We start from the raw sequence: 12,786 nt of genomic DNA, 5'->3' as shown, positions 1-12,786 counted from the left end.
CGGAACGCCCTCTGTGACCACGACCACCTTGCTGCTGCAACTCTCCGACACCCATATCCGGGAGCCCGGCCGCCTGGCCTATGGCCGCATCGACACCGCACCCTACCTAGCCGAGGCCGTGGCCAGCATCGCCCGCCTGCCCCAGGCGCCCGATGCGGTGGTGGTGACGGGTGACCTGACCGACTTCGGCCGCGCGGTCGAGTATGAGCACCTGCGCGCCCTGCTGGCCCCGCTGCCCATGCCCGTGTACTTGCTGCCGGGCAACCACGACAGCCGCGAGCAGATGCGCACGAGCTTCCCCGATCATCCCTACCTGGGCAAGGGAGGCAACCATGACTTCATCCAATACAGCGTGCCCGTGGGCGACCTGCAGCTGATCGTGCTGGACACCGTGGTGCCCGGCGCCAGCGAAGGCCGCCTGTGTTCCGCGCGCCTGCAGTGGCTAGAAACAGAACTGGCGCGCCACACGTCGCGCCCGGTGGTCATCGCCCTGCACCACCCGCCGTTCCGCACGCTGATCGGCCATATGGACGACATCGGCCTGCGCGAGGGCGCCGAGGCGCTGGAGGCCATCGTGGCGCGCCACCCGAACGTGGAACGGGTGATCTGCGGCCACCTGCACCGCACGATCCAGGTACGTTTTGGCGGCACCATCGCGGCCACCGTCCCTTCGCCCGCGCATCAAGTGCGGCTGGACCTGGCACCGGACGCCGCGTCGGCCTGGATGCTGGAGCCGCCCGGCTTTGCCCTGCACGCTTTGCCGAGAGGCGGACGCTTGGTGAGTCACATCGCGGCCAGCGGCCGCCATCCTGGGCCATTCCCCTTCCATGATGGTGGTCAATTGATCGATTGACCAGACCGAGAGCCCTGGCGCCTCAGCCATGCCTCTCCAACACACCTCCTCCCACCATAGGGGCGTGGCAGTTGGACTCAAAATCAGGAGTATGCTTGCACATCATGCTTGGGCGGCGCCTTTTTTCATGCGCGGCCATCAGGAAGCGGCGTAATCAGGTCACGCCCCTCGCGGGCTCCCATCGAGCACGGAACCTCTTGTACTTACCAACGCCCGCCGCACTGCTTGCATCGGAAGGGACACGCGACGCACGCGTTTTCAAAAATAACTACAAGCACGGTATTTCATGAAGCATTTGCTGAATCTGCTCGCAGCCATCGCGCTGCTGGTCTGGGGCACCCACCTCGTGCGCACCAACGTGCTGCGCGTCTTCGGGAGCAATCTGCGGCACTTCCTGGCCGCCAGCATGGGCAACCGTTTCACGGCCATGCTTTCGGGCCTGGGCGTCACGGCGGTCGTGCAGTCCAGCACCGCCACCGCGCTGATCACCTCGGCCTTCGTCGGCCAGGGCCTGATCGCCCTGCCCGCCGCGCTGGCCGTGATGCTGGGCGCGGACATGGGTACCAGCCTGATGGCGGTGGTCTTCTCATTTGATCTGTCCTGGCTGTCGCCGCTGTTCATCTTCCTGGGCGTCACGCTCTTCATCGCGCGCCAGGGCACGACCATGGGTGACGTGGGCCGTGTGCTGATCGGCCTGGGCCTGATGCTGCTGGCCCTGCAACTGGTGGGCGAGGCCACGACGACGCTGACCCGCAATCCGGCCGTGCAACTCATACTCGGCCAGCTCGCGAGCGACCGGCTGCTGGAAATCGTGATTGGTGCGACGCTGACCGTGCTGGCCTATTCCAGTCTGGCGGTCGTGCTGCTGGTCGCAACCCTGGCACTGCAGGTCATCACGGTGGACGTGGCGCTGGGCCTGGTGCTGGGCGCCAACCTGGGCAGCGGCCTGCTGGCGGTGCTGACCACCCTGCGCGCCAGCCCCAGCACGCGCCAGGTGCCGCTGGGCAACCTGATCTTCAAGGGCTTGGGCGTGCTGGTGGCCATTCCCCTGGTGCCGTATTGGCTAGGTGGCGCGCAATTGCATGTGCAAGACCCGGCCCTGCTTACCGTGCTGTTCCATCTGAGCTTCAACATCGCAACGGCGCTGATCTTCGTGGGGCTGACCCACCCCGTCGCGCGCTGGGTCGAACGCCTGCTGCCACGCAACAAGGCCTCCGCGCTGGAGCGCCCCCAGCACCTCGACCCGTCCGCGCTGGCGACGCCTTCGCTCGCGATTTCCTGCGCGGCGCGCGAGGCGATCCACCAGGCTGACGTGGTGGAGACCATGCTGCGCGGCGTGCTCGCGGTCATCAAGGACAACGACCTCAAGCTGGCCGAGGAACTTCGCAAGATGGACGACACGGTGGACAGCCTCTATTCGTCCATCAAGTACTACCTGACCAAGCTCTCGCGCCAGCAGTTGAATGAGGCCGACAGCCGCCGCTGGACCGACATCATCAGCTTCACCATCAACATGGAGCAGATCGGCGACATCGTGGAGCGCATCCTGCTCGACATCGAAGACAAGAAGATCCGCAAAGGACGGGCCTTCTCCGAAGCCGGCATGGCCGAGATCTGCGAGATGCACGGCCGCCTGATCGCCAACATGAACCTGGGCATGAGCGTGTTCCTCAACGGCAATGTGCGCGACGCGCAGCGCCTGATCGAGGAAAAGATGCGCTTTCGCGATCTGGAGCGCGCCTACGCCACCAGCCATCTTGAACGCCTGAGCGGGCAGACCGTGCAGAGCATGGAAACCAGTTCGCTGCACCTGGACTTGATCAGCGATCTCAAGCGCATCAACTCGCACATCTGCTCCATCGCCTACCCGATCTTGGATTCGGCCGGGGCGCTCGCCCCCACGCGGCTGCGCATGCCGCCCGAAGCCCCCTCGCAAAAGAATTGACCCCGCCTCCGAGCGGGCTCACCTTGGGTTCTCCGGCAGCGCCCTCTCGGCGCCCGGGGCACCCCGCTTTTCCGCGAATCAAACCCTCAAGTTGCCCTCAGGCGCGCCGAAAACGAGGATGAGGCCCCCTCATCTGCCCGCCTGTTTCTGACCGGCGGCTTGTGTCGTGGCCGGAATGATCGAGGAAGACGGCCCCCGAGGACACATCCAACCCGCGCAGCCCGTGGCTCTGACGATCAACACCAACATGCTGTCGCTGACGGCCCGGAGGAATCTGGCCGGCAGCGATGCCGCGTTCACGACCACGATCCAGCGCTTGTCCAGCGGCCTGCGCGTCAACAGCGCCCGCGACGATGCCGCGGGCCTGGCCATCTCGGAACGCTTCACCAGCCAGATCCGCGGGCAGCAGCAGGCCATGCGCAATGCGAACGACGCGGTGTCGCTGCTTCAAACGGCCGAAGGCGCCATTTCGAACGTGTCCGGTGCGCTACAGCGCATACGTGAACTGTCGATCCAGTCCGCCAACGCGACCAATTCGGCGTCGGACCGGCGGTCCTTGCAGTTGGAGGTGAGCCAATTGCTGGCCGAGATTGACCGGGTGGGCGTGACCACCGAATTCAACACACTCAAGGTGTTCGACCAGTTCCGCAACAAGATGGTGGGCGGTGGCACCACGGGTGACTTGGACAAGGACGCGGTGATCGAGGGACTGCAAGGCGGCTGGCTGGAAAACACCGAGAAGATGATCCAGGCCGCCTATGGCATCGCGGGCAGCGGCAACACTTTCACCATCGACCTGAGCGTCTTCACCGATGGCGCGGGCGGCACCGCGGCGAGGGTCACGTCGCTCGTCGGCCCCAGTGGCCCGGGCACCAACATCACGCTGGAAATCGACATGGCGGATTTCGTTCCGCCGAACCTGCCCAACGGAGGCACGGCGCCGTTCTACAGCGACCGCATCATTGCCCATGAAATGGTGCACGCCATCATGGCCACGGGGCAGAGCTGGGGCGAACTGGCCAACGATGGTGGCGCCACCTGGTTCCTGGAAGGCGTGGCCGAATTCATCCATGGCGCTGACGAACGGGTGCAGGCCGATGGTGTGCCCGCCACCTTGGCCGACAACATCTCGGCCTGGGGCGGCACCAGCGTGGACTATTCGTCGGCCTACACCGCCGTGCGCTACCTGCACACCATGACGGGCGGCAACGGCGTCAAGGACATGCTGCAGTACCTGCAGGGCACGCCCGGTCAAACCCTGGACGACGCATTCGCGGCCGTGACGTCGTACGCCAGCACGGCCGCTTTCGTGGCCGACTTCAACGCCAACAAAGCGGCGTTCATCTCGACCTTCAATTTCGGCAACGCCGACACCGGGGCCATCGGAGGCACGGATGTGGATGGTGGCCCGTCCATGAGCGCGGAAGACATCGTCAACGACGTTGGCAGCACCATCGGCACCAATGTACTGTCGGGCTTCAACGAAGTCTGGAAGGAGTGGGAAGAAAGCAGCGGGGGCGGCACCGGCAATATCCTGCGCTTTCACATCGGGGCCAACGCCAAGCAGACCATCGACGCGGCCATCGGTGGCATGAACCTGGGCGCGCTGAATCTGACGGATGTGGACATCAGCGACGTCAACGGCGCCAGCAAGGCCATTTTGCGCATGGATCAGGCGCTGGAATACACCAGCCGCCTGCGCGCCAATTTAGGGGGGCAGATGTCGCGCCTGGAGCAAACCATCGCCAACCTGCAGATCTCCGCCGAGAGCCTGAGCGCGAGCCGCTCGCGCATCGTGGATGCGGACTTCGCACGGGAAACCGCCGCGCTGTCGCGCGCGCAAGTGCTGCAGCAAGCGGGCACCGCCATGGTGGCGCAGGCCAACCAGACCCCTCAGGGCGTGCTGGCGTTGCTGCGTTAGCGGCGCAAAGCTCAGCCTGCTGGCTGAATCAGATCCGGCGCGAGTATCAGCGCTGCTTCCAGCGTGTACCGCCCCGCCGCCACGTCCGCGCGCACGCGATGAGGGGACACGAGTTCGAAGCGCTCCACTTCGCCATCCTGGTTGACGGGTTCGACCCCCAGCGGCACCGTGCAACGGTACCAGTCGATGCGCTCCACCGTGTAGCCCACCCCAGTGACGCCGTCGCTGGGCTTGCGGATATCGAGCACGCCCGCGTAAACCACATCGTGCAGGACATCCAGCCTGAGCCCGGCTTCTTCCCAGGTCTCGCGGGCCAGGGCCTGCTCCAGCGTATCCGCCGCGCTGACCATCCCCCCCATCAAGGTGTCCCACAGCCCCGGGTCATTGGCTTTGTCCTTGGACCTCAGTTGTGCCCAGATCCCCTGGGGTTCGCCTTCGCGGACGGACACGCCGTGCAGGTGCACCGCGCGTGTGGCGATGCCCAGCGCGCGCACGGCGGCGCGTTCGATCCGAGCGACGGGTTCGCCGAGTTGCACGCCCTCCGAATCGGGATGCACCGGCAGCAATTCGTCACGCCAGGCACCGAGCAAGCCACGCTCGCGCAAGGTTTGCGCCAAGGTGGCCAACGTCGCATCAGGACGGCTGAAGGCGTGGATGCACCAACCCGCCTCGAAAGAGGCCAGGGCCAGCGCGTGCGCCACCTCGGGCACGACCGAGCCAATGCGCAGGGGCGCCGCCGCACCTATGCGCAGCCACAACGGATCACGCACTCGCAAGGGGGCGCGCTGGTAGCGCAGCAGCTCCGTCATTGAGACGGACTCCGGGTCCACATCAAGCACGCGCCTCGAATCACAGCGTCAAGATCGTGCTACCCGTGGTCTTGCGCGCCTCGAGGTCGCGGTGAGCCTGCTGCACGTCTTCCAGCTTGTAACGCTGGTCGATGTTGATTTTCACCTTGCCACTGGCCACGACCGCGAACAGCTCGTCCGCCATGGCCTGGGTGCTCTCGCGCGTGGCGATGTGGGTGAACAAGGTCTGGCGCGTCACATAGATGGAGCCCTTGGGCCCCAGCAGCCCCGGAGCGAAGGGCACGGGTGAACCCGAGGAGTTGCCAAAACTCGCCATCAGCCCGAAGGGCCGCAGGCAGTCCAGGGATTTGTCCCAGGTGTCCTTGCCCACGCTGTCGTAGACCACCTTCACGCCCTGCCCCCCGGTGATTTCTTTGACGCGCACCAGGAAGTCCTCGGTGTTGTAGTTGATCACGTGCGCCGCCCCGTTGGCCTTGGCCAAGGCGCACTTCGCGTCGGAGCCCGCGGTGCCGATCAGTTGCAAGCCCAGCTCACGCGCCCACTGGCAGGCGATCTGGCCCACGCCGCCCGCGGCCGCATGGAAAAGCACGAAGTCACCGCGCTGCAGTCCGTCGACCGGCAGTGTCTTCCTGAGCAGGTATTGCGCGGTCAGGCCCTTGAGCATCATGGCCGCGCCGGTCTCGAAGGAAATGCTGTCGGGCAACTTGCAGACGCATTTCGCGGGCATCACGCGCACATCGCAATAGGCGCCCGGCGGCTGGCTGGCGTAGGCCGCGCGGTCTCCGACCTTGAGATGCGTGACACCGGCGCCCACGGCTTCCACCACGCCAGCGCCCTCCATGCCCAATTGCAGAGGCATGGGAAAAGGGTAAAGACCCGTGCGCTGGTAGACGTCGATGAAATTCAGACCGACCGCGTGGTGACGGATGCGGATTTCGCCCGGACCCGGTTCGCCCACCCACACCTCGACCACCTTCATCTCTTCCGGGCCGCCGCTCTTGTCGATGCGAACAGCGCGGGAACGGATCTCACTCATGGGGAAACATCTCCTCGTTGCAAAAGCCGAGGCATTCTAAGGGGCCGCCCGATGTGTCGCAGTGGCATGGCGCCCCTGCGCGACACCGTGGCGCGGGCACAGGCTGCGCGCTTGCTACAGTGCGGGTCATGTCAGACGCATCCAACGCTCGCTCCCACAGCCTCACCCTCTCCACCCTCGCATTGCTCACTTTGCCGCAGATCCTCTGGGCTGGCAATGCCATCGTCGGCCGCTTGGTCGTGGACCTGGTGCCGCCCCTGATGTTCAACTTCCTGCGCTGGTCGCTGGCCAGCCTCGTGCTGCTGCCTCTGGCCGCCTGGGTCCTAAGCCCCGGCAGTGGACTGTGGGCGCATCGCTGGCGCTTTGCCTGGCTGAGTCTCTTCAGCGTGGGCGCCTACAACGCGCTGCAGTACATGGCGCTGCAAACCTCATCGCCCATCAACATGACCCTGGTGGGCAGCAGCATGCCGATCTGGATGCAGCTGGTGGGCCGCGTCTTCTTCAAGGAACCGGTCTCGCGCCGCCAGATGGCGGGTTCGTTGCTGTCCATCGCGGGCGTGGTGCTCGTGCTCAGCCGTGGCAGCCTGGACACACTGCGCAACTTCCACCTGTTGCCGGGTGACTTCTACATCTTGATGGCCACCATCTGCTGGGCCATCTACAGCTGGATGCTGGTTCGGCCCCAGGGTGAACCTCAGGCCATCCGGGGCGACTGGGCCGCCTTCCTGTTCGCTCAAACCCTGTACGGCTCGGTCTGGGCCGGCCTCTTCGCGGTGGGCGAAACCGCGCTCTCCGACCACCCCATCGTTTGGGGCTGGCCACTGGGCCTCGCCTTGCTCTTCGTGGTGATCGGCCCGGCTGTTCTGGCCTACCGTTCCTGGGGCGCGGCGGTGCGGCGGGCGGGCCCCACCATCGCCAGCTTTTTCATCTGCTTCATTCCCTTCTTCACCGCCATGCTCTCAGCGCTACTACTGGGTGAAATGCCGCAGCTCTACCACGGCGCAGCCTTCCTGCTGCTGATCGGTGGCGTGATGGTTGCATCAAAGCGATAACTGGCCAGCGCAAGCGCCTTTGCATCGGTGCCCTCCAAAACCGCAGGCTCCCGTGGAACCGGCTTTGCCGGGCGACTGGGAGCGGCCCCCTGCAAGGGGCCGAGGTTTGCGGCTCCAAGCCTGCCTGCGCAGGCTTGGACAGACCGAAGGGCCCACGCCTCTGGCGTAGGCACCCGGCGCAGCGCCCAACGAGGCGCGGGGCCTGGGGGTGAGCCTCAATACGTGCCCGGATAAGCCCCGCCATCGGCCAACACGTTCTGGCCATTGATGTAGCCCGCCTGCACGCTGCACAGGAAAGCGCAGATGGCGCCGAACTCCTCGGAAGAACCGAAGCGGCGGGCGGGGATCGTCTGGCGGCGGGCATCGGCCACTTCTTCCAGCGTTTTGCCGGTCTTCTGCACGGCGCCCACCATGGTGGCTTTCAAGCGATCCGTATCAAAGGCACCGGGCAACAGGTTGTTGAGCGTCACGCCCTTGCCAGCGATTTGCGGGTTGCGCGCCAAGCCCGCGACGAATCCCGTGAGACCGCTGCGCGCGCCATTGGACAAGCCCAGGATGTCGATGGGCGCCTTGACCGCGCTGGAGGTGATGTTGACGATGCGCCCATAGCCCCGCACGGCCATGCCGTCGATGGTGGCCTTGATCAGCTCAATGGGCGTGAGCATGTTGGCATCCACGGCCTTGATCCAGGCCTCGCGATCCCAGCTGCGGAAATCACCGGGCGGTGGGCCTCCCGCGTTGGTGACCACGATGTCGTAGTCCTTGCGTTCGGCGAAGATCGCCGCGCGCCCCTCGGGCGTGGTGATGTCCACCGGCACGGCGATGACTTCAACGCCCGGGCACTCCGACTTCAGCCGGGTCGCTGCGTCGAGCAAGGCATCCTTGCCGCGCGCGACGATGACGACGTTCACGCCCTCCTTGGCCAGCGCGTGCGCGCAGCCGTAGCCCAGGCCCTTGCTCGCGCCACCCACCAGCGCCCATTTGCCCTTAATGCCCAAATCCATGGTGATTCCTTTTATTTTTTGCTGAAAAGAAAAATTCCGCTGAGCACCAGCGCCGTGCCGGCCAGCACCCACAAGGTCAGCGGCTCATCGAGCAGCAGCGCGCCCATCAGGATGGTGGACAGCGGGCCGACCATGCCGGCCTGGGCCGCGGCCGCCGGTCCGATGCGCTTGATCGCCATCATCACCAGCAGCACGGGCACGGCCGTGCAGGCCGTGGCGTTGAGCAAGGAAAGCCAGAGCACCGGCTGGGCCACCAGCATGGCCGAGACCGGCCGCAGCAGCAGGAACTGCGCGATGCAGAACACGCACGCGGCCGAGGTCGCCCAACCCACGAGCCGCAGGGTGCCCAGGCGCTGCACCATCTGACCGCTGTAAACCAGGTAGACCGCATAGCTGATCGCGCTGCCGAAGACCAGCAGCACGCCCAGCAGCACATGGCTGCCCTGCAAGCTCACCTCGTGCCCGAAGACCAGGAGCACGCCCGCGTAGCTGATGGCCATGGCCAGCATCTGCCGCGCGGTGACTTCCTTGCGATAGAGCAGCCAGCCCAGCAACATGACGATCGTCGGGTTGAGGTAGAGGATCAGCCGCTCCAGCGAGGCCGTGATGTAGGCCAGACCGGCGAAATCAAGGAAGCTCGCGAGGTAGTAGCCGGTGAGCCCAAGACCCAGGATGCCCAGCCAGTCCTTGCGGGTCAGCGGGGCCTGGCCCCGACCGCTCCACCAGGCCATGCCCAGGAAAATGGGCAAGGCAAACAGCATGCGGTACATCAGCAGCGTGACCGCGTCCACGCCGTGGCGGTAGGCCAGCTTGACGATGATGGCCTTGCCGCTGAAGGCCACCGCGCCCACGGTGGCATAGACCAGACCGGTGGCCCGGTCTCCTTTGTTTGAGAGCGCCGCCTGCATCAACACACTTTCGACATGCGCTGACTCAGTAGCCTGCGGCCAAGCCATCACGCCGAGCATCGCTGGCGGCCATGTAGCCCTCGACACCCGGATCGCCCATGCGCCAGATGAACTGGCCCGCGCCGAAATCCTGGTAGTTGTCGTTGATGACTTCCATGCGGTGGCCCAAGGCGGCCAGACCGGCCACGGTGTCGGCGCGCATCTGCTGCTCGACGTTGATCTCCAGCCCCGCGTTGTAGCGCCAGCGCGGCGCGTCGCAGGCAGTCTGCGGGTTCTGGCCGTAGTCCAGCATGCGCACGAGGGTCTGCACATGGCCTTGCGGCTGCATGTTGGCGCCCATCACGCCGTAGCTCATCACGGGCTGACCATTCTTGGTGAGGAAGGCCGGGATGATGGTGTGGAAGGGCCGCTGGCCCGGCGCGACCAGATTGGCAGGGTTTGCGGCCTTGGCGTCCAGCGTGAAGCCGTGGCCGCGATTCTGCAGGCTGATGCCAAAGGTCGGCTCCACGCAGCCCGAGCCAAACCCCATGAAGTTGCTCTGGATGAAGCTGACCATCATGCCGCTCTCGTCGGCCGCGGTCAGGTAGATGGTGCCGCCCTTGACCGGGTTGCCGGCACCGAAATCCTGCGCCTTCTTCATGTCGATCAACTTGGCGCGCTGAGCCAGGTAGGCCGGGTCCAGCAGCTGCGCCGCCGTCACCTCCATCTTGCCCGGCTCGGCCACGTAGCGGTAGACATCCGCGAAGGCGAGCTTCATGGCCTCAATCTGCAGATGCTGCGAAGCGGTGCTGTCCACGGGCAGGCTCTTGAGGTCGAATTGGGCAAGGATGCCCAAGGCGATCAAGGCCGTGATGCCCTGGCCATTGGGCGGAATCTCGTGCAAGGTGTGGCCACGGTAATCCTGAGAGATCGGTTTCACCCATTCCGGCTTGTAGTTCGCGAAGTCGCTCACCGCGTGGCTACCGCCGTTTTGTACCGAGAACTTGACGATCGCCTCGGCGATTTCACCGCCATAAAAAGCCGCACCCTTGGTGTCGGCGATGGCGCGCAGGCCGCGCGCCGCGGCCGTGAACTTGAACAGCTCACCCACCTCGGGCGCGCGGCCCCAGGGGAGGAAGTTCGCTGCAAAACCCGGCAGGCCTTGCAGCTCGGGCGTGGCTGCGGCCCATTTCTGCTGCACCACCACCGGCATCAGATAACCGCGCTCGGCAATGTCGATGGCAGGCGCCATCAGATCGGCGAAAGGCAGCTTGCCGAAGCGCTCGCTCAGGGCCACCCAGCCAGCCACCGCACCCGGCACGGTCACGCTGTCCATGCCCCGCTTGGGCGGGTTCAGCGCATCGGCGCCGTACTTGCGGCGGAAGTAGTCGGGCGTCCAGGTCTGCGGCGCGCGACCCGATGCGTTGAGGCCATGCAGTTGCTGACCATCCCAGAGAATGGCGAAGGCATCGCTGCCCAAGCCATTGCTCACCGGCTCCACGATGGTCATGGCCGCCGCCGCGGCGATGGCGGCATCCACGGCATTGCCGCCCCGTTGCAGGATGCGCAGGCCAGCCTGGGCGGCCAGAGGATGCGAGGTGGAAACGATGTTGCGAGCAAACACCGGCAGGCGCGTGCTGGGGTAAGGATTGCTGTAGCTGAAGGACATAGCGTGGCTCTCTGCAGGAACTGGGAGAAAGAAAAAAACGGCGCCGCAGCGCCGTTTTTTACTTGTGGGTCTGCTCACCCGAGCTTATCAGTCATCGACAAACGCTTCTTCGCGTTTGGACTTGACCGCAGGCAAGAGCACGATGATGAGCAGCAAGGCAGCCACGGCCAGCAAGCTCGCGGAAATCGGCCGGGTCAACAACACAGCCCAGTCCCCTCGTGACAGCAGCAAGGCGCGCCGCAGATTCTCTTCCATCATGGGTCCGAGGATGAAACCCAGCAGCAAGGGGGCGGGCTCCACGCCCAACTTGATGAAGCCGTACCCGACGATGCCGAACAAAGCCACCATCCAGATGTCCCAGGTGTTGTTATTGGTGGAGTAGACGCCAATCGCGCAGAACAGCACGATGGACGGAAACAGCCACTTGTAGGGCACAGCCAGCAACTTGATCCACATCCCGATCAACGGCAGATTCAGGATGATCAGCATCAAGTTGCCGATCCACATGGACGCGATCAGACCCCAGAACAGCTCGGGGTTGCTGGTCATCACCTGCGGACCCGGCTGGATGTTGTGGATGGTCATGGCCCCCACCATCAGCGCCATCACCGGGTTGGGCGGAATGCCCAGCGTCAACAGGGGAATGAAAGAAGTCTGAGAACCTGCATTGTTGGCGGATTCGGGCGCCGCGACACCGCGGATATTGCCTTGACCGAAGGGCACTTCGCCCGGCTTGAGCTTGGTTTTCTTTTCCAGCGTGTAGGCCGCGAAGGACGACAACAGCGCGCCGCCGCCCGGCAGAATGCCCAAGCAAGCGCCCAGCGTGGTGCCGCGCAACACGGCCGGTGCCATCAGCTTCAGGTCTTGAAGCGTCGGGTAGATGTTCTTGACCTTGCCCGTGAACACTTCCCGCTTCTCTTCCGAGTGAGAAAGGTTCTGGATGATCTCGCCATAACCGAACACACCCATGGCGATCACGATGAAACCGATGCCATCCGTCAGCTCGGGAATATCGAAGCTGTAACGCGCAACGCCTGAATTCACGTCCGTGCCGATCAGACCCAGCAACAGACCGAGCACGATCATCGCAATCGCCTTGAGCAAGGAACCCGAGGCCAGCACGACGGCACCGATCAGGCCCAGCACCATCAGCGAGAAATACTCCGCAGGGCCGAACTTGAAAGCCACTTCCGTCAGAGGCACCGCGAAAGCCGCCAGCACCAAAGTTCCCACGCAACCTGCGAAGAAGGAGCCAATCCCGGCGGCGGCCAGAGCGGGCCCGGCCCGGCCTTTGCGGGCCATCTGGTAGCCATCGATGACGGTGACGACCGAGGAAGACTCGCCCGGCAGATTGACCAGAATGGCCGTGGTCGAGCCGCCGTACTGCGCGCCGTAATAAATGCCGGCCAGCATGATGAGCGCGGCCACCGGCGGCAAGGCGTAGGTGGCGGGCAGCAACATGGCGATGGTGGCCACGGGGCCCACGCCCGGCAGCACGCCGATCAGTGTGCCCAGCACGCAACCGATCAGAGCGTAGATGAGGTTCTGAAAGGTAAAGGCAACGCCAAAACCCATCGACAGGTGATCAAACAATTCCATGATGCGGACCC

The 12,786-nt window shown here is 64.9% G+C and carries 10 protein-coding genes; 4 read left to right on the top strand and 6 right to left on the bottom strand.

Annotation, left to right across the window (positions count from 1 at the left end; genetic code table 11):
- The first annotated feature begins 13 nt into the window (after positions 1-13).
- The 3 genes from ACLBKS_RS07605 to ACLBKS_RS07595 all read left to right on the top strand — a co-directional run bounded on the left by ACLBKS_RS07605 (position 14) and on the right by ACLBKS_RS07595 (position 4,719).
- On the top strand, positions 14-853 hold the full coding sequence (locus ACLBKS_RS07605; protein ID WP_410192189.1) for a phosphodiesterase: 840 nt from the start codon (positions 14-16) through the stop codon (positions 851-853).
- Positions 854-1,139: 286 nt separating this feature from the next.
- Positions 1,140-2,798 (top strand): Na/Pi cotransporter family protein, encoded by a 1,659-nt coding sequence (locus tag ACLBKS_RS07600; RefSeq protein WP_410192188.1) that lies wholly within the window; start codon positions 1,140-1,142, stop codon positions 2,796-2,798.
- A 223-nt stretch (positions 2,799-3,021) separates the two neighbouring features.
- A complete protein-coding gene (locus tag ACLBKS_RS07595; RefSeq protein ID WP_410192362.1) occupies positions 3,022-4,719 on the top strand; it encodes a flagellinolysin in 1,698 nt (565 codons plus the stop codon).
- A gap of 11 nt (positions 4,720-4,730) precedes the next feature.
- Here ACLBKS_RS07595 and ACLBKS_RS07590 read toward each other — a convergent pair whose 3' ends face one another.
- Both ACLBKS_RS07590 and ACLBKS_RS07585 read right to left on the bottom strand, forming a co-directional pair.
- Entirely contained in the window at positions 4,731-5,528 is a 798-nt protein-coding gene (locus ACLBKS_RS07590) for an NUDIX hydrolase (protein ID WP_410192187.1), read from the bottom strand.
- A 40-nt stretch (positions 5,529-5,568) separates the two neighbouring features.
- Positions 5,569-6,564, bottom strand: a complete 996-nt coding sequence (locus ACLBKS_RS07585; protein WP_410192186.1) for a quinone oxidoreductase family protein — start codon at positions 6,562-6,564, stop codon at positions 5,569-5,571.
- A gap of 128 nt (positions 6,565-6,692) precedes the next feature.
- On the opposite strand from ACLBKS_RS07585, the gene ACLBKS_RS07580 reads away from it, so the two are divergent.
- Positions 6,693-7,616: a DMT family transporter gene (locus ACLBKS_RS07580; RefSeq protein WP_410192185.1), complete on the top strand. Its 924-nt coding sequence runs from the start codon at positions 6,693-6,695 to the stop codon at positions 7,614-7,616.
- Positions 7,617-7,831: 215 nt separating this feature from the next.
- Here the strand turns inward: ACLBKS_RS07580 and ACLBKS_RS07575 are convergent, their stop codons facing one another.
- The 4 genes from ACLBKS_RS07575 to ACLBKS_RS07560 form a co-directional block, all read right to left on the bottom strand.
- Positions 7,832-8,620 carry an SDR family oxidoreductase gene (locus tag ACLBKS_RS07575; RefSeq protein WP_410192184.1) on the bottom strand — a complete coding sequence of 263 codons (789 nt, stop codon included), beginning with the start codon at positions 8,618-8,620 and terminating at the stop codon, positions 7,832-7,834.
- 11 nt (positions 8,621-8,631) lie between these two features.
- Positions 8,632-9,528, bottom strand: a complete 897-nt coding sequence (locus ACLBKS_RS07570) for a DMT family transporter (protein WP_410192183.1) — start codon at positions 9,526-9,528, stop codon at positions 8,632-8,634.
- Between the two features lie 25 nt (positions 9,529-9,553).
- Complete coding sequence (locus ACLBKS_RS07565) at positions 9,554-11,176, bottom strand: gamma-glutamyltransferase family protein (RefSeq protein WP_410192182.1); 1,623 nt, start codon at positions 11,174-11,176, stop codon at positions 9,554-9,556.
- An 87-nt stretch (positions 11,177-11,263) separates the two neighbouring features.
- Positions 11,264-12,775: a tripartite tricarboxylate transporter permease gene (locus ACLBKS_RS07560; protein WP_410192181.1), complete on the bottom strand. Its 1,512-nt coding sequence runs from the start codon at positions 12,773-12,775 to the stop codon at positions 11,264-11,266.
- Positions 12,776-12,786 lie beyond the last annotated feature (11 nt).

It is taken from the genome of Hylemonella sp. W303a, assembly GCF_046452315.1.
Lineage (GTDB): Bacteria > Pseudomonadota > Gammaproteobacteria > Burkholderiales > Burkholderiaceae_C > Hylemonella.
This window is presented reverse-complemented; position numbering and strand designations above follow the sequence as displayed.